This is a genomic window from Candidatus Paracaedibacteraceae bacterium, from assembly GCA_019636055.1.
Taxonomy (GTDB): domain Bacteria; phylum Pseudomonadota; class Alphaproteobacteria; order Paracaedibacterales; family Paracaedibacteraceae; genus Paracaedibacter.
The window spans coordinates 238386-259575 of sequence record JAHBYH010000001.1 but is presented as its reverse complement, the minus strand read 5'-3'; the positions used below and the strand labels follow the sequence as shown (position 1 = coordinate 259575).

Genomic DNA, 21190 nt, shown 5'->3' with positions numbered 1-21190 from the left:
GAGGCTGCGTAAGCGTAGATTACTACCTGCGCAAAGCTGATATTTCGTAAAATTTGCCTTAGGACTTATTTATCATAATTGATATTATTCTATCACAGACTTTTGGACATGACAAACCTTCTCACATCGTCCGGTGTATACGATAGAGTGTAGGAATCACCCGGAGACCATGCAACTGTGGATTTAAATAGGGTATTTGTTGATTTTTTGTCCTTTGTCATCAGGATAATAAGGGATTCAACATCGGTTAACAAATAGTGATAATTTGTTTTGAGCCCTTGTTGCAAAAGGATGTCTGTAAGGATGTTACGTTGATGATCTTGCCCGCTTAGGAATTCAGCAAGATCTTGTTCTGCTAACAAGCCGTAAGCAACTGCCTGACCGTGGGATAGCGATAAGTCAATACGTTCAAAGGCATGCCCAAAGGTATGACCGGCATTTAAGATGGTGCGATTTCCTGTTGCCTCAAACCAATCATTATTAATGATTTGAAGTTTTAGGTTGATTGCTCGTTTAACAAGGTCATCGATCTTATCGGGTAACATTACTTCAGGTGATGATGTCCATAGCATTTTAATAACCTCTGCTTTGCCGCTAGCAAGATCTTGATCCTGAATGTACGTTGTGTCGATCAGGACACTTTTGGGGGGATAAAAACTCCCTAAAAGATTTTTGGTGTTATTATAATTAATTGCTGTTTTGCCGCCGATGCTGGCATCCACCATGGCTAAAAGCGTTGTTGGTACAGCATACCAAGTAATGCCTCGCATATAGATGCTGGCGACAAAACCGACGAGATCGAGAAGTGCGCCGCCACCAATGGCGATAAGATGTGTTGTTCGATTAGCGTGGTTATTTATTAAATGGTTGATGATGATGTCCACACCTTGCCATGATTTTATTGATTCTGGGGAATGAATAGCAAGATGAGAGATATCAAGATTCAAAATAGCATCTGCAATAATCAATGAGTCTGGCGGATATGTATCACAATTAAACCGACCAAAGTCAACTTCTGTTTGAAACTCGCGTTGACAATGGATAGGGTTAATCATAACTTAACTTGCCTTTAGTAGACTCTTGGACTGACGCACGCTTTCTGATTTAAGCTGGCCACATGCTGCTAGGATATCACGGCCACGGGGGGTCCGTACAGGGGATGAATAGCCTGCACGTTGAACAATTTGTGAAAAGGCCTCGATTCGATCGGGGGTTGAGCATTCAAAATCACTTCCTGGCCATGGATTAAAAGGAATGAGGTTAATCTTGGCGGGTATCCCGCGAATTAACTGAACCAATTCTTTTGCATCTGCATTTGTGTCATTAACACCCTTGAGCATGACATATTCAAATGTGATTCTATTCGCATTATTAACGCCCGGATAACGACGGCAGGCGTCAATTAGATCTTTAATTGGATATTTTTTATTGAGCGGAACGAGAACATTACGTAAATCATCGCGCACGGCGTGTAAAGATACTGCAAGGTTAACGCCAATTTCTTCGCCACAGCGATCCATCATCGGAACGACACCGCTGGTTGATAGAGTAATCTTTCTGCGGGATAATGCGATTCCTTCCGGATCCATAAGAATCTTTAACGCTTTTGCAACATTGTCAAAATTATACAAAGGTTCGCCCATGCCCATCATGACGATGTTCGACACCAAGCGGTTGCTAAATGGAGTTGGCCATTCATTAAAGGCATCTCGAGCCAACATCATCTGCCCGACAATCTCGGCTGCACCTAGATTGCGAACGAGTTTTTGCGTTCCTGTGTGGCAGAATTTACAGGTTAAGGTGCACCCTACCTGTGATGAGATACACAATGTTCCGCGGACTGATTCCGGAATATGGACGCATTCGGCTTCTTCACCGTCGGCAAACTTTAACAACCACTTTTGGGTACCATCAGTTGATGTCATGGCCTTTGTGATTTCAGGGCGTTGAATCCCGTAAAGTTCTTGTAATTTTGAACGAAGGTCTTTAGGAACGTTAGGCATATCATCAAAGGATCGAACGCCGTGGTGGTAAATCCAATGCCATATTTGTTTAACGCGGAATTTCGGGATACTAGCATCGGTAAAGTCGCGTTCTAAATCTTCACGGGAAAGGCCAATTATATTTTGCGTAGTCATTTTATCGTCATTTTATCGTGTCATTATGTTTATTTACATATAAGTGATCTGATTGAAAGTTGCGATAGATATTTTCATCTGAATAATTTATTATAAATTAACTATGATCATGCCGTCTTTACATCTGATACCCGCTGAATCGTCTTATCGCTTGCCCATCACGTGTTGTATCATGAGTTGGAAGAGTCCAAAGACGCTTGAGGCTACTTTGCAGACTTATATCAAAGAGAGTTTATTTGATTTCTTTGACGAGGTTATTATTCTGTTTCAAGAAATTTCCGCTGAGGATCGACTCTTAGCTGATAAATACGGCTTGAAATATATATCAACAGACCAAAATATTGGTATATATGGGGGGATAAAACTTTTAGCTGAAACGGCTGTGAACGACTATGTTTTATTGTTGGAGAACGACTGTATTTTAGTCGAACCGCATTCTGTGGTTAGTGTTGAGCTGAATCGTTCCTTGAATCGTTTGCGCTTGGGAGAGGTCGATCTCTATCGTCTCCGCCATCGATGGCAGCCCGGGGAAAAGTTTGATACGCTTCGTAAATTTAGGGATTATCATTTGCCCCGGTCATTTTGGGCTAAAGTTAAATCAAAATTGAGGCCTTTTAAGCGGCGACGTTTGATTGGGACTGCGCCTTATGTTTTTGACGATGTATCCCAAGCGCACTACCTTCGATATGTTCAGCGACAGATCGAGGGAGATTATATTATTGATTCTGCTGTTTTGCCTTGGACAAATCAGTCGGTTCTTTGTCGTCGAGATTGGTTGTTAAGCATAATTTTACCTTATGTTGATACCTATCCATCCAGTCGGACTTTAAATGGGTTTCAGGATGTTGAACGTGCTTTGAATTGTCGCTGGTGGCGGCGTCAGGGCTTTAAAATTGGCTTGGGGTTGGGAATTTTTTCTCATCAACGTCTCGATTTTTAAACGTATCTATTTAAAATCCATATTTTTGATTATTGCTGAAAACTAAGCTTTTCTGCCATTTTGTTACTTCTGTTGTTAAAAAAGGTCAAAAAAACCGCTAAAAAGTTAATATTTTTTAATAAAGGGAATTGACCGCGGTTCAAAATGAGTCTTAGAATTTTAAGTGTAGACATAGTTCAACTTTAACATAGGATTTACGACAGTGAATAAATCAGAGTTAGTTTCCAAAGTTGCTACAGCCTCCGGTTTGACAAAGGCTGATGCAGAACGCGCAATCGACGCAACATTTTCTTCAATCACCCATTCTCTAAAGACAGGTGAAGAAGTGCGCTTGATCGGTTTCGGTACATTTGCCGTAGCAAACCGCGCTGCTACAACAGGTCGCAACCCACGTACAGGTCAACCTTTGAAGATCGCTGCTACACGTCTTCCAAAGTTCCGTGCTGGTAAGCAATTGAAAGACGCTGTTGCAAAATAATTTTGCTATTTAGCAAAATTCTTGTTGCAAAGAATCGATGAAATGTATTAGGGTTCTTTTATAAGGTTTATGGGTGATTAGCTCAGCGGTAGAGCGTCTCGTTTACACCGAGAGGGTCGGAGGTTCAATCCCTTCATCACCCACCATATTCTGAGAATTTTCCCCTAATACATTTTTATTTTACCCTTTTGTGTAACGTGAGTAGTTCAACAATGTACGCTTTATTTCCAAGATATTCTTTGGTGCTGATCGTTTTGTTGACGCTTGTGATTGCCTTGTCATCTTGTGGTCGTAAAGGCCCGTTAGAACCGGTTGAAGACAACGGTTACCCCCATCAATATCCTGCACAAAATCTTGAATGCTCTTTGTAAACCTTGGTTATTAATGTACGAATCTAAAATAATCGCCCCTTTCCTTGGATGGCGGATTGGTCTATATTATCTATAGTCGTTCATATTAGCGCTATTGGACATCACGCTTTAGTGTACACTTCGCTCTTGATTGTTTGTTCAACACCTAATCTAAACGACTATGGTATCAAGACCCGAATTAACTTAGATAAATGGTTTTGGGGGGGCAAGGCCCGCGGAGCCTATATGAATAGGTGAGCAGACCGAGAACCGATGAAACCGTTTCGATCAGTTAAAAATGGGATTTAGTATAACATAATCAATCTTAATATGATGCCGTAGTTGGCCTTATTTTAAGTTTGATTAGAGGCAACTATTCAGTCTATGGCCATCTACTGTATACAGCATTCGGTTCATATCCTGAGGGGTTGCTATTAGAAAAGAAATGGAAAAAATTATGACAAATCATATTCCCGGAAAGAATGATTTTTGGTTTTTGCCACTGGGTGGATCTGGTGAAATTGGGATGAACCTGAACTTATATGGCCATGATGGTCAGTGGCTGATGGTGGATTTGGGGGTTACTTTTGGCGATCGCCTTGGGGTTGATGTGATTACGCCTGATCCGGAATTCATCGTTCAAAACAAGGATCGTCTGGTTGGTTTGGTGTTAACCCATGCCCATGAGGATCATGTCGGAGCAATTCCTTACCTGTGGCCTATGTTGCGGTGCCCAATTTACGCAACTAAGTTTACAGCTGAGATTGTTCGTCAAAAAGTTAAAGAATTTCCATGGGGCAAGGATGTCAAAATTATTGAGGTTCCCTTGTCAGGAGAACTTAAGGTTGGAAAGTTCTTGGTGGAGTACATTACATTAACCCATTCAATTCCCGAACCGAATGCCTTGGCTATTGCGACTTCTTTGGGGACGGTAATGCATACCGGGGATTGGAAGATTGACCCAGCCCCTATGGTCGGTGAGGTGACAGACTCAGAACGGTTAAAGGATTGGGGAGAGCAAGGAATTTTAGCGCTTGTTTGTGACTCAACTAATGTCTTTAATAAAGGCGTTGCGGGCTCTGAAGAAACTGTTCGAACTGAGATTTTTGCTCAGGTTGCAGCCCAAAAAGGTAAGCGTGTTATTGTTGCCTGTTTTGCCTCGAACTTAGCGCGTGTTGAAACGGCCATCTTAGCAGCTCAGGCCTGTGGACGCAAAGTTTGTTTGGTTGGGCGCTCTTTGCATAAAATGGTCGATGCAGCTCAAAAATCCGGGTATTTAAAAGATATCCCTCCATTTATTGATGAAGAAACAGCGATGAAATTACCGCCGGATGATGTTCTGATCTTAAGTACTGGATCTCAGGGTGAACCCCGTGCTGCTTTAGCACGAATGGCTAGTGATTCTCATCCATTTATCAAACTGGATCATCGGGATGTTGTTTTCTTTTCATCCCGCGTTATTCCGGGGAATGAGCGTTCCATTAATTTACTGCAGAATAACCTCGTGCGAAAAGGGGTTCATATTATTACATCTCATGATGACGAAGGAATCCACGTTTCAGGCCATCCGGCTCGCGATGAGTTGATGCAAATGTATGAGTGGGTGAAACCCCAAGTTTTGATCCCTGTCCATGGTGAATTGCGTCATATGACAGAACAAGCTGAACTGGGCCTGAGTTGTGGAATTCCAAAGGCTGTTATCCCAGAGAACGGCTCATTGATTCGCTTGGATATTGAAAACCCTGCGATTATGGATTATGTTCCTACGGGGCGTTTAGGGTATGACGGTTCTCGGATGGTGCCCTTGTTTGGTCCTATGATGGGTGAGCGCGCTAAATTAGCAACAAACGGAGCTGTGTTTGTCTCGGTTGTTCTTGACCGATCCGGAGATCTAGAGTGTGAGCCGCGCCTGTCCTTGATTGGAATAACTGTTGGGGGGGAAGAACAAGAGCATCTAGAGCGCGATATTGTGAGAGCTGTCCGCAACTGCATCCATAACGGATATCGAGATTTAGAAACACTAAAAGAAGAAATCCGCGTTCATATTCGTCGTGTGACCAATAATTGGATAGGTAAAAAGGCGCCGACTGAGATTCATATTATCCAGGTGTAGTTAGAATTTTCGTAACTATTCAGCCTATACTTAATCAGAATGAAATTGCGCAGGGAGAATACCAAATTTTCATTTTGATTGAGTATATATGGATGCCGTAATACTGTGAATAATAAACATTGAAATTGCATGCGATTGTGACTATTTTGTTTAAACATCAAATCGAATACCTAACTAGGAAGTAAAAATGAGAAATAAGTTACGCCTTAAACATTTATTGTTGATAGGGGCTATTTCACTAACAGGGGCACATGCGACTGATGACGTTGTTAGCGCCGAAAACTTTTTAACAGGGATGTTTACGGATCCATTAAGCCGTAATTCGCAGGTGTATTCCGACGTTCTTAATAGGTTCAGGGCCTTGCCGTTCGATAAGGTAACGGATTTTATGTTAGCAGCAACGCGAATTTGCTCACCCGACAAACCGGGGCATAACCTGATTATACTTGACGGTCTTATTAAACTGGATTCTGAGGTCTTATCTGATGACAGATACATCTCTATTATTCAATCGCTGCTCGATGTAACATCTTGCCAAAGCCAGAGAATTTTTGTTTTTAATATACTAAAGGTACTACAGCGTGAACAATGGGAACCTTTTCAAAAAATAGCGAGTTTTCTGTTCGGTCTTAGAGGTAGTAATGAGTATTACGTAAATTGGACTGAGATATTCAACTCTATTGGTCTTGATACTCTTTGTGATCCAAGATTCTTGTCTATTTTGCAAAAACTAAATGAACCAAGAATGGGGATGTGTATGGGTGTCCTTGACGCTAGCTCTGCCATTCAGAGTATAGCAGAGATTACTCTTGATGGATATGATCGTTTTGAAAGAGATGTGCTCAATCGTTTTTCAGCCGATTGCTACAACAATATGTTTAGCAAGGTAGATCTTATAAAATATCTGATCAACTTCTCCCCTAAAATTTTATATGATACGCGGTTAATAGGTGTACTTAATGGGGTTTTTTCGCTCAGGTTTGCGTATTTAGGCATATTTCATATATTTTCTGTTCTTGCAAAAATGGATCCAAATAAGTTATTTGATCCAAGATTTGTACCAACACTAAAATTACTTCTCCAGCAGTCTTATCGCTCATATAACCTGTTGCGAAATGGTACCGACTATTATGACGATGATCAATTAACGGCACGCATAATTTCGGCAATCGAAGCTTTGAATGATATAGAGCCAGAGCAATGGGATGAATTCCAATCTACTGTTAATTCATTAGTCAGGAGGAATTCATCGGGAAAGAGTGTCGGGGTACTAACTAAGGCTTTAGTGCGTATATCACCGCGGCAATGGAGGCAATTTGTCAATAGAATGAGTTTACTGATTCCGGAAGATGTACATGAGATTTATCACGCGGTTCAAGTAGATGCTTTTTCAAGAGCTAAGTCTGAAGTATTGTTTGATGATCGATTTGGCCTTGTCGTGCAAAACCTCCCGCAAGAACTAAGCGATCCCAAATATAAGCATGATGCGATTAAGATCCTAGGAAGATTACCGCTTGATACCGGGAACAGTGCCGTCGCCATTTCATTGCTCGTCGAGGTAATGAAGACGATTGCTTGGAAATATGATCGGTTTGATGTAATGTCTATCTTGATGAACTACCCTCATGAAAGATTCGCTGACGAGAGGGTATTATATATTGTTAAAAAAATACCAGTTTCCCTAGGGGACAGCATTTCGCTTAAGCATATTCTTGAAGCTCTCACACTCAGTCATAATACCAATTACAATGTCAATGATGCAAGGTATAATATTACTGCAGAGCAAGCCAGCGCAATTATAGCTAAATTAAAAAATTATATTGATAGTCTAGATTTCGGAAATAATAATTTTCATGCTTTTAGTATATGTCGTTATATAGCTGAGTGCCTCAAACAATCTTAAATCTTGAAGATTAGAAAGATTTTTTTACCGGTACCCAGTCTTTTTCAATTTGATCTAAAGTTCCTGTCTCGATTCCGTGACGTACTGCCGCAAGCAGGCGATTCATAAAGTTGACATTATGAACGGTAATCAACGGGTAAGCTAAGAGTTCACCAGCTTTCATTAAATGGTGGATATAGGCTTTTGAGTAGTTCTGGCAGGTATTGCAGGCACAATCCGGTTCAATCGGGGTATAGTCTTCTCGATATTGACTATTGGATAAGACAATATGTTCACGGGTTGGCTTGGGGTTGTTTTCAGGGCGTACCAAAGCACCGCCATGACGGGCAAGCCGAGTCGGGTGAACACAATCAAAGGTATCGATCCCATGGCGAACGCCATTGAAAATATCCTGAACACCGCCAATTCCAAGTAAGTGAACTGGGCGATCATCCCTTAGGTTTTCCATGGTCATGGCCACAACATCATACATTTGATCTTTACTGGCGCCAAGGGATCCCCCAACGGCATGGCCAAAGAAATTGTGGCTGTTCACAAAATCGCAAGCTTCCTTGCGTAAGTCTTCATAAACACCACCTTGCAGAATGCCATAAAGTTTTTGACTGCCATCATCGTGACGATTGAACTCTTGCATGCTGCGAACGGCCCAACGATGACTCATGTGCATAGAGCGTGCTGTATAGCGCTTGTCAACGTGGTAGGGGGTACATTCATCTAAAACTACAACAAAGTCAGGGCCTAGTTCTCGTTGAACTTGGACGGATTTTTCCGGGGTCAGCATATAAGTTTGACCGTTAATATAGGACTTAAATTTTGCGCCCTCTTCAGTAATCTTAAGCATTGTTTTTGGGCGCGATGAATTGCGTCGTCCTTTGATTTCTTCGGCAACAGAACCATGACCGAGACTGAAAATCTGAAATCCGCCAGAGTCCGTCAACATGGGGCCATTCCAGCCCATGAATTTATGGAGACCGCCTGCCTTTTGCACAACTTCAGATCCAGGTTGTAACATCAGGTGATAGGTGTTCGACAAAATGAACTGAGTACCCTCGGCCTTCATTTGCTCTGGCGTGACTCCCTTAATAGCAGCTTTTGTCGCGCAGAAAATAAAGGCCGGTGTTTCAACAGTACCATGTGGTGTTTCAAGAATCCCAAGACGCGCACGTGAGTTTGGATTAGGGCGGCGAAATGTAAATTTAAACTGAGTCATTTATTTGTAATATATTAATTAATTGTCAGTGAGAGTATCTCATACCTTTGTTAAGATGGGAAATGAAAAGTTATTCGTCTCATTAGTAGAACAAAACTTGGTCATAAGATTTATTTTTGTTTTACCCAATAACTTAGATACATAACAGGGGTTGAGGCAATAGCGATAAGGACCCGAGCGATATAGGTTCCTAAGATGTAAGTATAAATAAGAGTTTGAATAGATACAGGTGTCGGAGATAAAATAACCCAAGCCAAAGTGCTGAAGATGATGTTATCGGCAAGGGCGCCGACAATAGTTGAAGCGCTTGTTCTTAGCCATAAAAAGCGGTGTTGTGTCCATCGGTTAATGGCGTTGTACAGTTGGATGTCAATCATCAGACTGATAACAAAAGAGACAAGGCTTGCAATCACGAGTCGCGGAGACGGCATAAACAAGGTTTCCATGGCAATATGCCCTGCATCTCCCGCAACAGGCGTGTGACCAAGGGTTAAGATCATCAAGACTGTGACGATGATTTGGGCGGAAAAACTCAGCCAAATGCTACGTTTAGCGGCTTCTTTACCGTAATGTTCAGTAATCATATCACTGACCAAGAAGATGGTTGCAAAGGTTATGGTACCCAAAGCAACGGGTTCCGGCGAGAGTTTAAATTGTGATATTTTTAAGACTTGGATGTTGGCAAGAATTGTTGCAATCACGTTGTACGCATACAATCCATGAAGACCGAGGTATCGGAATAACCCTAAGATGATCAGGATGCTGGTAATAAATAAATAAACAGAGACAAGCTCAACGCTTGTCCCTTGCAGATAAGTTACGAGTGATGCAACAAGAGTTGTATCCATGCTTGAAATACTCTTTTGAATGAAGGTGATTTTAACCCTTTCCTCAAGGGGAGAAGGTGTTATTAGTTTGCCTTTGCGAGTTGATCAAACTTCTTGAGCTTGGTCAATAAAGCTTCCATGTCATGGAGTTTTACCATGTTTGGCCCATCACTTGGTGCGTTATCCGGATCTTGGTGCGTTTCCATGAAGACAGCAGCCACGCCAACAGAAACAGCTGCCTTGGCTAAGACAGGAACGAATTGACGATCACCGCCTGATGATGCACCTGCGCCGCCCGGTTGCTGAACAGAGTGAGTTGCATCATAAACAACGGGATAGTTATTCTGCGCCATAATGGCAAGGGAACGCATGTCAGAGACAAGAGTGTTATATCCAAAGGAAACACCGCGTTCACATTGTAGAATATTGGTGTTGCCAAATCCTTCGATCTTTTTCACAACGTTGACCATATCCCATGGGGCAAGGAATTGTCCTTTTTTAACGTTGATCACTTTTCCGGTTTCTGCTGCGGCTTGAAGTAAGTCTGTTTGACGGCATAAGAATGCCGGGATTTGCAAGATATCAACGGCCTCTGCAACAGCAGCACATTGTTCAGGAGAGTGCACGTCTGTTATAACAGGACAGCCAAAAGTTTCTTTGATTTCTTTGAAAATCGGTAGAGCAGCTTCTAATCCCATACCGCGGATCCCATTGATGGAAGTACGATTTGCTTTATCAAATGACGTCTTATAGATAAAAGGAATTCCGACGCGATCCGTGATTTCCTTAAGGGTGCCTGCCATCATTAACGCATGTTCTCGGCTTTCTAAAACACAAGGTCCTGCGAGCAAAACAAACGGCAAATCATTGCCAAATGTGATATTTCCAATTTTTACATGGTGTGTCATTTATTTTCTTTCTATGCGTTGAGGTTTAGTTTTAGATTATTCATAGCTGCACCCACAAACCCCATAAATAGGGGGTGAGGTGCAAACGGTCTGGATTTAAATTCAGGGTGGAACTGAACGCCAATGAACCACGGGTGATCTTGGAGTTCCACAACTTCAGGAAGGTCTCCCTCGGGGGACATGCCAACAAACTTCAGTCCTGTTGCTTCAATGCGATCCTTGTAGGCTGTATTGACTTCATAACGATGGCGATGGCGTTCAGAAATTTTATGGGATCCATAAAGTTCAGCTATTCTTGACGTCGGTGATAGGGTGCAGTCATAAGCACCAAGGCGCATAGTTCCGCCCATATTGCTATTTTTTTGACGTTTTTGCAAAGTTTCACCATCCATCCATTCTGTCATGAGACCAATCACGGGTTCTGGTGTGGTTGCATCCAGTTCTGTTGAGTTTGCCGTCTTGATGCCCAAGACGTTTCGCACCGTTTCAAGCACAGCGAGTTGCATGCCAAAACAGATGCCAAAATAAGGGATTTTGTTTTCACGAGCAAAACGAACTGCTTCGAGTTTACCTTCTACACCACGGTTTCCAAAGCCACCGGGAACCAGAATGGCTTGTACGCCTTTGAGTTGTTCTGAGACTTGATCCGTTAGTTCAGAATCAACCCATTTGAGGTTTACTTTGACGTTGTGTGCAATTCCGGCGTGGGTTAATGATTGAATCAGAGATTTATAGGCGTCCAGTAATTGGACATATTTTCCAACGATAGCGATCGTCACCATGCCTTCAGGGTTATGGATACGTCGGACGATCTCTTTCCAGATGGAAAGGTCCGGTTCTTTTGCGTCAATCTTGAAGTATTTACAAACTTCGGTGTCTAAACCATTCGCATGGTAGACAAGTGGTGCTTCGTAAATAGACTTAAGGTCGCTTGCTTCGATGACGCGTTCAGCTTTAACATTGCAGAATAGGCCTAGTTTGCGACGGGCATCTTCTGGAATTTCGCGGTCCGATCGGCAGAGAAGCAAATCTGGTTGAATTCCCACGCTTAACAATTCTTTCACGGAATGTTGTGTTGGCTTTGTCTTGATTTCACCAGCTGCAGCAATATAGGGAAGTAGCGTTACATGGATGTACATGCAGTTCTCGCGTCCCAAGTCATTTCCTAATTGTCGGATTGTCTCGAGAAAGGGAAGGCTTTCGATATCCCCAACAGTGCCACCAATTTCACAGATTACAAAATCTTCATCCGTAATGTCGCTTGTGACGAATGTTTTTATCTCGTCGATAATGTGGGGGACAACTTGGACGGTGGCACCTAGATAGTCACCACGACGTTCTTTGGCCAAGACGGCTGAATAAATTTTTCCTGTGGTAATACTGTCTGTTCTTTTAGCGCTAACGCCTGTGAAGCGTTCATAATGACCAAGATCCAAGTCGGATTCAGTACCATCATCCGTGACAAAAACTTCACCGTGCTGATAGGGGCTCATGGTTCCTGGGTCAACGTTAAGGTAGGGGTCAAGTTTGCGAAGACGGGTTTTAAACCCACGTGCCTGAAGAACTGCAGCCAAGGCAGATGCGGCAAGACCTTTTCCTAATGACGAGACGACGCCACCCGTTACAAATATAAATTTAGCCATACTTAAATCTCTGATACCAATTTTTTAGGGGGCTATTGCCCCCTTTGATTTGTTAGTTTGAGTTGTCTGTCGGAATCGAAGGTTGGGCAGGTGCCTCCCCTAAGATTTTATCAACAGAATGTGATTGGTGCTTTGAAATTGCAGCCATCAAAATTGCGTTTATGAAAAACAGGGTTGCAAGAACAGCTGTTGCACGTGTTAAAAGGTTTGCTGCGCCACGAGCAGAAAACATGCTGCTTGTTGGATTGCCACCAAGGCCCATACCACTACCATCGCTTTTTTGTAGCAGAATTACACCGATCAATGCGACCGTGATTACAACGTGAATAAACAATAAGATAGTCATAGTTCGACCTCTGAAATTAATACATAGAATCAGATATACCATATCTTTACCTGAGGCGCAAACGAAATGATATTTGTTCTCTTGGCGTAACTTCAGAATCATATTAGAAATTTGCGATTGCCATCAAATCATCTGGTTTTAGGCTTGCTCCGCCAACCAGGACACCATCTACATTTAGGATTGACATGATAGACTGTGAGTTTTCCTTATTGACGGATCCTCCGTAGAGAAGGGGTATGGTCGGTAAGAGTTGACGTAACGCGGTGTGCATTTCTGCGATGTTGTCTTCTGATGCAGTGAGTCCTGTGCCAATTGCCCAGACAGGTTCGTAGGCAAGCATAAAATTCTCTGACTGAGTTGGGATAGATTCTTTTGCCTGATTTAGGACGGTCTCAATATGATGACCGGATTCGCGGATTTCTTTTGATTCACCAACACAAATAATTGGGATAATGCCAGCGTCTAGTGCTGTATTTGATTTTGCGCGGATTAATTCATTTGATTCATGGTGATATTGACGACGTTCAGAATGACCTAAGATAACATAGTCGCATCCAATATCTTTGAGCATTGTGGGTGCAACCTCACCTGTAAAGGCTCCTGATAGATGTTGGCTGCAGTTTTGGGCACCGACAGTGACGTTTTTTTTCTTGATAAGAGGTAAATATGGAAAGGGTGGGCAAACGATCAGTTGATTTTTACTTGGAGCTGTAAAGTTTGAGAAAAAAGAATCAATAAAATCAAATGATCCATTCATTTTCCAGTTAGCAACGATAATTTTTGACATAAGTCCCTCCATTCTTATGTCTCAAATATAGTCGAAAAAACAATAATTGTAATTTTTATTTTAAAGGAGAGTGCTTGGCAGCCTTGATTTGAGGTCATGGAATCAAGGAACTTTATCTAGGTATGACCCGGAGCCCAGCAAAATGAGTAAACTTCATTTTTACTCAGCCCTCTGTATTTATTGATTTGTAGTCAAAAAAAATAAACCATTTATAAATCAGTCGTTAAAAAGAGTTGTTCTAGTGAAAGTCCTGTTGTACGTCTTAATTTTTTGCTTGAGCCCATTTTTTCTTGATAGGATTGGGATCTGGGGAATAGGGCGGCAAAAACATTTCTGTCCTTTCGATGAATGGCCATGTGTACGAGGCACATCATGGGTAAAACCGCTTTCATCTATGAAGACTAAAGGAAGTTCATCCTTTCTTAACTCCTCAATTGTTTGGCAAAACATAGACTGCTTTTCGGGATTCATCCTTGGGTGGTTTAGAGTTTTTTTATAGGAAACACCTAATCGTTTAAGGGTATAGTGAATGCACATTTGACTAACCTTGAATCGTTCTGCTCGCTCATATTGGTACGAATCCGGTTACTTCTCCACATCTTGTTTCAAGAGATCCATGTTAATAGCTGTGGCAGGTTTATTACGACTCAGTAAAGGGGATAGCATTCGATGCTATCTTACTAATGTCGTTTTTCCTATCCCAAAATATTTTACTGTTTCCTCGTAGGTAAAACCTTCTCTTGCTTTTACCTCAAATACTTTTATACACAAATCTATTGAATACGTCATTTAGAAAAATTATCAAATCTTTTTCTAAAATTACAGCCTTTTTATTTTGTTTTGACTATATATTGCAGATCCTTTTTTCTATTATTTTGCTAAGCTCCTAATCTTCCTAAATTAATTCCCTGCTAAACCTTGTGACTACAGCGCATTCTCTTGCTTTTCTCATAAAGCCCCATGAACTCTTTATCATCAAGAGCTCATGGGCATATTTGTTCTTATGATCACCAAATTATAATCATCTAAATGGCGTGACTATATGTTAATCCCAATCTGAGTCTGAATCGCTTCCTTCTGAGTCACTATCAGCGTCATAAGCGTTCTTAAATTTTTCTCGAAGTGTATCAAACAGTGGATTTCCTGTGTCCTGCGGTTTCTCATGTTGAGTTTTTTTAGAAGGTGGTTTTAAATTGCCTCTTTGGTTTCGCAGATTATCTTCTGAAAAAGGTAGTGGTCCTTTATTCTGCTGAGAGGGCGGCACATCATTAGCCTGCGGAGGCGGCGGAGGCGGCGGCACATCATTAGCCCGCGGTGGTGGCGGAGGCGGCGGCACATCATTAGCCCGCGGTGGTGGCGGAGGCGGCGGCACATCATTAGCCTGCGGTGGTGGCGGAGGCGGCGGCACATCATTAGACTGCGGTGGTGGCGGAGGCGGTGGCACATCATTAGCCTGCGGAGGCGGTGGCACATCATTAGCCTGCGGAGGCGGTGGCATGTCATCCTCATTTGTTCTCTTATATTGATAACGCCCTTCGTGCTGTTTAAGTCGTTGCAATTCTTCCCAACGGTCTAAGAACCTTTGCTCATTCTCGTTTAGAAGATCTCCTCTTTGCATCTTATCTCTGAGTTGAGTCAGATATTGTTCGGCTAATCTAAATTGATCCCCTAGTGACTCTCCTGCGGAAGAAGAAGTTTGTGGCCGAGCAAAAGGCTCTCCGTAGGTGCCACCAGATGAGCCTGATTGAGGTTGGAATTGTTGAGGAGGCGGACCTGCTATGCCTCGATTGTAGGCTTCTATTGCCTCTCTTGTTTCGCCGTAATTAGCAATGGCATCTATAGCATTCTGATCCATTTGGGTAGCCTTTTGTTTAAGAGCCTTAATGCCTAAGTTTATATTTTTCTTAAGTTGCATCCCTGAACCTGTTATCTCAATAGGAGAAGAGGGATTTGTAGCGTTAACATTAATAGCCGCTATAGAAAAAAGAAGAGATGTGGCAATATATTTCATGACTAACCTCATATAATTCATATTGTTATCATATAAAAATATATTTTAGAAAAGATAACAAAATATTAATAGGGACATAAAAACTTTGGGGCTATATTCATATTTATTGTCCTGAGGCAGGAAATTGAATAAGAGCCGGATTCATTTAGATTGGGAATTACGGCCATACAAATCACACTAGGATTATTGTTGGGGGGGGCAGCGATGGTTCTGCTGCGTCATGACTTTCTGAGAATGAGAAAAAAATTGCTCTGATTTTTCTCTCATGTGGAAGATGTGGTTAAATTCGCTAAGTGTGAGAATTCTAGACCATTTTAATCTGACGTCCTTTATCATCCTAGTCTAATTCGAATAGGTTATATTAAAAACCCCCGAAAGCGGGGGTAATTTTTATTTAATTTTTGTTTCTTTGAACAAAACATGTTTACGAACGACTGGATCGTATTTACGGAATTCAAATTTTTCCGGCTTTTTACGTGGATTTTTTTTCGCTACGTAAAAATAGCCTGTGTCAGCTGTGCTGAGCATCTTAATTGCGATTGTTGCGGCTTTTGCCATGTTAATTCTCCATCAAGTGCCTATTCAGCACAGTTACAATTTTAGTCTTTTATATCAAATATAAGGGTGGTCGTCAATTCCTTTTTAAGTAGAGTCAAGTGAACATAACTAATTTTTGCTAGCTTTCAGATTTTTTATTTTTTATGCGATTAGAGCTAAGTTGTCGATTCAGGATTATAATCGTCTTTGATGGATGATTCTAAGATTAACAGGCTTGCTGATCGGTTCTCTTTTCTTTGATCTCGGGCTGACTTTTGGCTTGATGACGGTTTTTTCTCAGGGATTTTTACGGTAATATTACCGATTTTAATTTCCGTTTGCGGAGCGTCAATCGTTCCTGCATTTTTTAGTAAAAGCTGTGTTGTGTCATCAATAAACTTAATTAACTCTGGATATACTTCTCGGAATTCTTTTGTTGTATCCGTAATATGGCCTTGAGTGATGAGTCGACCCAATTTGTTGCCAGCACTTGTGAATACTCGTGATACATTCAGTTGATGCAATCTATGCCATTCAGACCGAATATATTTAAGGTAACTTGGTCCTAGTGTTTGTGCTGCTTTAGTTATTTCAGTTCGAATATTTTTAAATATGGTGTTGCCCGTATGTTGCTCATAAATGTCAGCAAGCATACTTGCTTTTTTTAATTCTTTTGCGACATAAGCAAGTTTAGTGATTTCGTCTTGTTGGGCTTTCCAAAATGAATTAGGGGATATTCTAACAATACGATTTAAGTTATAGACAGCATACTGAATATCCAGAGAAGAGACAGTTTGCTTGCTTTCAAAAATTTGATAATATTCTTCAAATGTATAAATGACCGGATAAAATTCTGTGCCGCGATCAACGAGGCTAAGAAGGGATGCTGGTATGGAAGATATACCTTTTGGTAGAGAAAATGATTGGATAGCTTTTAGAGCCTCGGCATATTCATGTTTGAATTGCTCGAGTCGGGTAAGGACTTGCTCTCGTGTTTCAGAGGCGTCAAAGAATTGACCTTCCAGTATTTTTCTAAGAGCTTTGTTCTTAGCGGATTGCGTAATTCTATCCCAATATGATTTATCGGTTTCGTTAACCGTCGTTTTTAGGGATTTTATATAAGCAGTCCTGTAATAAATTCTAAGCTCGTCGACCCTATTTCTTAAGTCCCACAGGCGATAGATATGCTGGCTGATCCCACGGTAATCAAACTTAATTTTGTCTTCATTCAAAAACTGCCTGAACAGGACGTCATTAATGCTGTACAAGTGTGTGATGATATCGTCGATTTGGTTTTGAATATGGATTAATCGATCAACAGCGCGTTTGTAGTTTTCGAATTCACTGGCTTCACGCATCCAATTAAAATTAGAGCCGGGTGTTTCTATGCTTAAGGTAATCCACTTTGCGAGAATAAAATTATCTTCTGAAATGGCTGCTACAAAATCTTCCAGCGTTTTTTCGGGTTGTTTCGTTGTTTTGCAGTGGGGGAAAAGTTGGTCGTACACTTCCCAATTCAAGTTAAGTGCATCTTTATAGACATCGAGGAAATGTCTTGGTTCCTTTGTTTCAGTAGAGTCTAATCGGGAAATGCTGTCTGTCAAGAAATCAACGCTTCGTTGAATATAGGGCGACCACCACGATTTTGGTTTAATTTCAATCATATGATTGAAATAAGACGCACGGATTTCAGCCAGCATCATATTGATGCGATGATAATTGAGAATAGCTTGGTATCGATATTCTGTTGGTGTTGTATCATCCTGATTTTGCAATATTTGACCATAAAGGTTAAGTTGCATCGTGAGGCTGACATCAAGGATGCTAACTTTTTCTGCGGTTAACCATCGGTATCGCCATAACTGTTGTTTTGATGATTGTAGTTGCGTTGCTTGGGTAATCTGAGGAATGCGGTTTCTTACGAAAAAAAGAGTGTCCTTGTGAAAAGCCAGTTCACGATAAGCATCCGCTTTGGTTGCATGGTGCATCATGCGGAGGTAAGAAAAACGAGTCGCTAAATCAAAGCGCATTTGGTCATTGTAACCGAGAAATGCCCCCTCCATAAGGTTATGGGTAATATAACTCCCAATTCTTCTCCATGCCCATGTTGAAACGCGCCACACTTGAGAGAGTGTTTCTCGATCTGTGTCATCAACTCCTTGCTGGTAAAAATCAAGAGCTTTGCTTTTGGCCCGTTCTTCTAATTGGCGCACATGAGGAGTGGCGTAAGAAATTGCCTGTCCTGCTAGCGAAGAAGGAGAAATCATTCGAGCCAAACCATTGCGTGTATGGTAGATATGATCACGCCAATTTTCTTGAACTTCTGTTGGTATAGTTTCTAGTTCGGGGGTGTTTAATTTTAAGTCTTCTAAATAAACAACCAGAGGCTCAGGGCGAAAACCAGGTGGGGGTGGTTTGAGTGCTGTTGTTGCAATGCTAAAACTTTGAATTGCACCGGTCAAAAGAGTTAGAGCTGTTGATGGTTCAGCCATATTAATCTCGCGTGGCTTTTGTTATGATCGATGAATTGCCGGCAACGGTTGCACTATTTCGAACAATCTTTAAAAACCCATAAAATGTATATAAATAAGACGCAAACGTTCCAAAAGTCAGGACGATGCTTCCTGTGTCCATAAATACAGTGTAGGCGCACATAAGAGCAAAAATAATGGATGTCCCTAAGATTTTATCGGCAGGCAATACTTTTCTGTATATGGGTGCTGAGCGATGATCGTGCGTCAGCAGGGTTTCTAATCGCTGTATTGTTGCAGCTTGGAGTTGAGTTTTTTCGCTAAGTTCTTTTATTTGAAGCTCTAAGGCTTCGAACCTTGATGAGGTATCTTGAGCAAGACAAAACACGGTTAGTCCCCACAAGGTTGCTAATACTCTAATCATGATCCCTCCCTAGCTGTTGTAATTAATTAATAGCAAATATTACTAAATTTATAAATAATTTTATTACAATTTACACTATTTTAATATAATTTATGCGATAATGATTTGAGATTGCTAGAGTTGCTATTACCCCTAAAAATGCTAAACTATTTTCTGAATTGAGAAAGGAACGATGTTATGAATACACTTATCAGCTATTTGCTCATTAATATTTCGTGGGCGAACGTTCCTGCTGACACGCAGTTTAACATGCCATTCCATGCCCCTGAGAAAAAAATAACACAAGACCAAACAAAAGAAATAGCTGACTTGCGTCAAAGGATGGATGTTTTGGAACGCAATATTCGTGGGGCACTTAGTGAGGCCCTAAATCATATGGAGGCGGATGGAAGTATTTCTCCTCGTATGCGTTCAATGCTTAATGATCCGACGTCATCTTTAGGCAAGATCATTGCTTATATGTTTGAGCGCCAGCACGTAGCAATGAAATCTGAGATTAAGCAACTTGAAACTAGAATAGCGCAATTACAATCTCAGATTGATTCATTGGGGGCCGAACTAAAATCACTAACAGGACGAGTGGCTTTGAAGAAAGAGAAGAAAGGCGATGTTGAGCGTCGAATCAAGGCTTCTTTTCCTAAGGATTATCCCGTCAAGGCTGACTAAGCAGCTTTTGATGGGACGCCTTTTGTGGTTGAGTATTCAAAGTGCATAACTTCTTCCGGATAGAGGAAACGACGGATTGAATGAGCTGCTTGTGCACCTTCGGCAAATCCTGTCAGAATTAACTTAAGTTTATGGGGATAGGTAGCCACGTCACCGATAGCATAGATGCCAGGGCGACTTGTCGCTGAGGTTAAGTGGTCAACCTGAATGTGACTTTTATCCATGCCGAGTCCCCATTCAGCAATTGGCCCCAAGTTCATAGACAAACCAAAGAACGGCAATAAGTAATCGGCTTCGATATCTTTGACTTCACCATCCATAGACTTAACAGTTACTGCATGAAGGTTACGGCTATCACCTTTTAATGAATCAAGTTGGTACGGCGTTATCAGATCAATGACCCCTTGTTGAGCTAAATCATTCAGGCGAGCTTCGCTTTCAGGGGCTGCGCGGAATTTAGGGCGTCGGTGAACAACGCTGACGCGATTGGCGATTTCACTTAATGATATTGCCCAATCTACTGCTGAATCACCGCCACCAGCGATAACGATGTTTTTGTTGCGATAGGCTTCACGATTTTTGATGTAATATTGAACAGTTGTCCCTTCGTATGTCTCGATACCATCAAGTGGTGGGCGATTCGGACCAAATGCTCCGACACCGGCAGCGATGATAATGCTCTTACACTGTATCTCAGTACCTTTTGATGTGATAATTTTCCAAGATTTTCCTTCATCATCCAACTGCTCAATCGTTGTTACTTGTTGTCCAAGATGGAATGTTGGTTTGAAGGGAAGGATTTGTTGTTCTAAGTTGTGGATTAGTTCTGCCCCTGTAACTTGTGGATGGGCTGGAATATCGTAAATAGGCTTTTCTGGGTAAAGAGCTGCACATTGACCGCCAATAGCATCAAGTGCATCAATGACGTGACAATCTAATTTCAGCATTCCACATTCAAAAATAGCAAACAAACCGACAGGGCCGGATCCGATAATAACAACATCAGTGGTATGGGACATAGTGAACCTCAAATAAAGATAAAGAGTTCATAAAAAAAGCCTCACCTGACGGTAAGGCTTACTTTATAAGTAAGTATTGCAAAAGACTTATGCAATAGCTTTTGCGCGCTTTGTCAAGCGAGAGACTTTGCGTGAAGCTGTATTTGCTTTCAATGCACCCTTTGATGCACCACGCATGATTTCACCTTCAGCAACGCGAACAGCTTCCAAAGCGGAATCTTTTGAACCGGCAGCAATTGCTTCTTCTGCTTTGCGAATGAATGTGCGAATACGGCTGACGCGGTCGCGGTTAATAATTGTGCGCTTTTCTGCTTGGCGTGCAGCTTTTTCAGCATTACGATGGTTAGCCATTATTTATCCTTTAATAACTATAAAAAATCTATTCTTGCATAAGTTATAACGTATTTGATCTATCACGT

The 21190-nt window shown here is 41.5% G+C and carries 21 protein-coding genes and 1 tRNA gene; 7 read left to right on the top strand and 15 right to left on the bottom strand.

Going from position 1 to position 21190, the window contains the following annotated elements; translation table 11 throughout:
- Positions 1-92: 92 nt before the first annotated feature.
- Both KF820_01180 and rlmN read right to left on the bottom strand, forming a co-directional pair.
- Positions 93-1055, bottom strand: coding sequence for a 3-dehydroquinate synthase (locus tag KF820_01180; GenBank protein MBX3456960.1), 963 nt, complete (start codon positions 1053-1055; stop codon positions 93-95).
- Between the two features lie 3 nt (positions 1056-1058).
- Positions 1059-2138 carry a 23S rRNA (adenine(2503)-C(2))-methyltransferase RlmN gene (gene rlmN, locus KF820_01175; GenBank protein ID MBX3456959.1) on the bottom strand — a complete coding sequence of 360 codons (1080 nt, stop codon included), beginning with the start codon at positions 2136-2138 and terminating at the stop codon, positions 1059-1061.
- A gap of 172 nt (positions 2139-2310) precedes the next feature.
- Between rlmN and KF820_01170 the strand changes: the two genes are divergently transcribed.
- From KF820_01170 to KF820_01145, 6 genes are all read left to right on the top strand, one after another.
- The gene (locus KF820_01170; protein ID MBX3456958.1) at positions 2311-3078 is read left to right on the top strand and encodes a hypothetical protein; all 768 of its coding nucleotides are present in this window, start codon (positions 2311-2313) and stop codon (positions 3076-3078) included.
- 202 nt (positions 3079-3280) lie between these two features.
- The gene (locus tag KF820_01165; protein MBX3456957.1) at positions 3281-3556 is read left to right on the top strand and encodes an HU family DNA-binding protein; all 276 of its coding nucleotides are present in this window, start codon (positions 3281-3283) and stop codon (positions 3554-3556) included.
- A 71-nt stretch (positions 3557-3627) separates the two neighbouring features.
- Positions 3628-3702 (top strand) — tRNA-Val (locus KF820_01160).
- Between the two features lie 66 nt (positions 3703-3768).
- Complete coding sequence (locus KF820_01155; GenBank protein MBX3456956.1) at positions 3769-3927, top strand: lipoprotein; 159 nt, start codon at positions 3769-3771, stop codon at positions 3925-3927.
- 436 nt (positions 3928-4363) lie between these two features.
- Entirely contained in the window at positions 4364-6019 is a 1656-nt protein-coding gene (locus KF820_01150) for a ribonuclease J (protein ID MBX3456955.1), read from the top strand.
- Positions 6020-6206: 187 nt separating this feature from the next.
- On the top strand, positions 6207-7922 hold the full coding sequence (locus KF820_01145; GenBank protein ID MBX3456954.1) for a hypothetical protein: 1716 nt from the start codon (positions 6207-6209) through the stop codon (positions 7920-7922).
- Between the two features lie 10 nt (positions 7923-7932).
- Here KF820_01145 and tgt read toward each other — a convergent pair whose 3' ends face one another.
- From tgt to KF820_01090, 11 genes are all read right to left on the bottom strand, one after another.
- Positions 7933-9132: a tRNA guanosine(34) transglycosylase Tgt gene (gene tgt / locus KF820_01140; GenBank protein ID MBX3456953.1), complete on the bottom strand. Its 1200-nt coding sequence runs from the start codon at positions 9130-9132 to the stop codon at positions 7933-7935.
- 110 nt (positions 9133-9242) lie between these two features.
- A complete protein-coding gene (locus KF820_01135) occupies positions 9243-9980 on the bottom strand; it encodes a queuosine precursor transporter (GenBank protein ID MBX3456952.1) in 738 nt (245 codons plus the stop codon).
- Positions 9981-10042: 62 nt separating this feature from the next.
- On the bottom strand, positions 10043-10867 hold the full coding sequence (kdsA, locus tag KF820_01130; GenBank protein MBX3456951.1) for a 3-deoxy-8-phosphooctulonate synthase: 825 nt from the start codon (positions 10865-10867) through the stop codon (positions 10043-10045).
- An 11-nt stretch (positions 10868-10878) separates the two neighbouring features.
- Positions 10879-12510, bottom strand: coding sequence for a CTP synthase (locus KF820_01125; protein ID MBX3456950.1), 1632 nt, complete (start codon positions 12508-12510; stop codon positions 10879-10881).
- A 52-nt stretch (positions 12511-12562) separates the two neighbouring features.
- Positions 12563-12856, bottom strand: a complete 294-nt coding sequence (gene secG, locus KF820_01120) for a preprotein translocase subunit SecG (protein MBX3456949.1) — start codon at positions 12854-12856, stop codon at positions 12563-12565.
- 103 nt (positions 12857-12959) lie between these two features.
- Positions 12960-13643, bottom strand: a complete 684-nt coding sequence (gene tpiA, locus KF820_01115; GenBank protein ID MBX3456948.1) for a triose-phosphate isomerase — start codon at positions 13641-13643, stop codon at positions 12960-12962.
- A 209-nt stretch (positions 13644-13852) separates the two neighbouring features.
- Positions 13853-14017, bottom strand: coding sequence for a hypothetical protein (locus KF820_01110; GenBank protein MBX3456947.1), 165 nt, complete (start codon positions 14015-14017; stop codon positions 13853-13855).
- Positions 14018-14688: 671 nt separating this feature from the next.
- Entirely contained in the window at positions 14689-15654 is a 966-nt protein-coding gene (locus tag KF820_01105; protein ID MBX3456946.1) for a hypothetical protein, read from the bottom strand.
- A gap of 390 nt (positions 15655-16044) precedes the next feature.
- Positions 16045-16212, bottom strand: coding sequence for a 50S ribosomal protein L33 (gene rpmG, locus KF820_01100; GenBank protein MBX3456945.1), 168 nt, complete (start codon positions 16210-16212; stop codon positions 16045-16047).
- A gap of 155 nt (positions 16213-16367) precedes the next feature.
- The gene (locus tag KF820_01095) at positions 16368-18683 is read right to left on the bottom strand and encodes a hypothetical protein (GenBank protein MBX3456944.1); all 2316 of its coding nucleotides are present in this window, start codon (positions 18681-18683) and stop codon (positions 16368-16370) included.
- Position 18684: 1 nt separating this feature from the next.
- Positions 18685-19086 (bottom strand): hypothetical protein, encoded by a 402-nt coding sequence (locus KF820_01090; protein ID MBX3456943.1) that lies wholly within the window; start codon positions 19084-19086, stop codon positions 18685-18687.
- 177 nt (positions 19087-19263) lie between these two features.
- Between KF820_01090 and KF820_01085 the strand changes: the two genes are divergently transcribed.
- A complete protein-coding gene (locus tag KF820_01085) occupies positions 19264-19752 on the top strand; it encodes a hypothetical protein (GenBank protein MBX3456942.1) in 489 nt (162 codons plus the stop codon).
- Here the strand turns inward: KF820_01085 and KF820_01080 are convergent.
- A complete protein-coding gene (locus tag KF820_01080) occupies positions 19749-20771 on the bottom strand; it encodes an NAD(P)/FAD-dependent oxidoreductase (protein ID MBX3456941.1) in 1023 nt (340 codons plus the stop codon). The genes KF820_01085 and KF820_01080 overlap by 4 nt on opposite strands.
- A gap of 87 nt (positions 20772-20858) precedes the next feature.
- Positions 20859-21122: a 30S ribosomal protein S20 gene (gene rpsT, locus KF820_01075; GenBank protein ID MBX3456940.1), complete on the bottom strand. Its 264-nt coding sequence runs from the start codon at positions 21120-21122 to the stop codon at positions 20859-20861.
- Positions 21123-21190 lie beyond the last annotated feature (68 nt).

Excerpts from the sequence above, each read along its gene's own strand:
- KF820_01180 (MBX3456960.1), bottom strand. The coding sequence starts at position 1,055 with ATGATTAACCCTATCCATTGTCAACGCGAGTTTCAAACAGAAGTTGAC.
- rlmN (MBX3456959.1), bottom strand. The coding sequence starts at position 2,138 with ATGACTACGCAAAATATAATTGGCCTTTCCCGTGAAGATTTAGAACGC.
- KF820_01170 (MBX3456958.1), top strand. The coding sequence starts at position 2,311 with ATGAGTTGGAAGAGTCCAAAGACGCTTGAGGCTACTTTGCAGACTTAT.
- KF820_01155 (MBX3456956.1), top strand. The coding sequence starts at position 3,769 with ATGTACGCTTTATTTCCAAGATATTCTTTGGTGCTGATCGTTTTGTTG.
- KF820_01150 (MBX3456955.1), top strand. The coding sequence starts at position 4,364 with ATGACAAATCATATTCCCGGAAAGAATGATTTTTGGTTTTTGCCACTG.
- KF820_01145 (MBX3456954.1), top strand. The coding sequence starts at position 6,207 with ATGAGAAATAAGTTACGCCTTAAACATTTATTGTTGATAGGGGCTATT.
- tgt (MBX3456953.1), bottom strand. The coding sequence starts at position 9,132 with ATGACTCAGTTTAAATTTACATTTCGCCGCCCTAATCCAAACTCACGT.
- KF820_01135 (MBX3456952.1), bottom strand. The coding sequence starts at position 9,980 with ATGGATACAACTCTTGTTGCATCACTCGTAACTTATCTGCAAGGGACA.
- kdsA (MBX3456951.1), bottom strand. The coding sequence starts at position 10,867 with ATGACACACCATGTAAAAATTGGAAATATCACATTTGGCAATGATTTG.
- KF820_01125 (MBX3456950.1), bottom strand. The coding sequence starts at position 12,510 with ATGGCTAAATTTATATTTGTAACGGGTGGCGTCGTCTCGTCATTAGGA.
- secG (MBX3456949.1), bottom strand. The coding sequence starts at position 12,856 with ATGACTATCTTATTGTTTATTCACGTTGTAATCACGGTCGCATTGATC.
- tpiA (MBX3456948.1), bottom strand. The coding sequence starts at position 13,643 with ATGTCAAAAATTATCGTTGCTAACTGGAAAATGAATGGATCATTTGAT.
- KF820_01110 (MBX3456947.1), bottom strand. The coding sequence starts at position 14,017 with ATGATGTGCCTCGTACACATGGCCATTCATCGAAAGGACAGAAATGTT.
- KF820_01105 (MBX3456946.1), bottom strand. The coding sequence starts at position 15,654 with ATGAAATATATTGCCACATCTCTTCTTTTTTCTATAGCGGCTATTAAT.
- rpmG (MBX3456945.1), bottom strand. The coding sequence starts at position 16,212 with ATGGCAAAAGCCGCAACAATCGCAATTAAGATGCTCAGCACAGCTGAC.
- KF820_01095 (MBX3456944.1), bottom strand. The coding sequence starts at position 18,683 with ATGGCTGAACCATCAACAGCTCTAACTCTTTTGACCGGTGCAATTCAA.
- KF820_01090 (MBX3456943.1), bottom strand. The coding sequence starts at position 19,086 with ATGATTAGAGTATTAGCAACCTTGTGGGGACTAACCGTGTTTTGTCTT.
- KF820_01085 (MBX3456942.1), top strand. The coding sequence starts at position 19,264 with ATGAATACACTTATCAGCTATTTGCTCATTAATATTTCGTGGGCGAAC.
- KF820_01080 (MBX3456941.1), bottom strand. The coding sequence starts at position 20,771 with ATGTCCCATACCACTGATGTTGTTATTATCGGATCCGGCCCTGTCGGT.
- rpsT (MBX3456940.1), bottom strand. The coding sequence starts at position 21,122 with ATGGCTAACCATCGTAATGCTGAAAAAGCTGCACGCCAAGCAGAAAAG.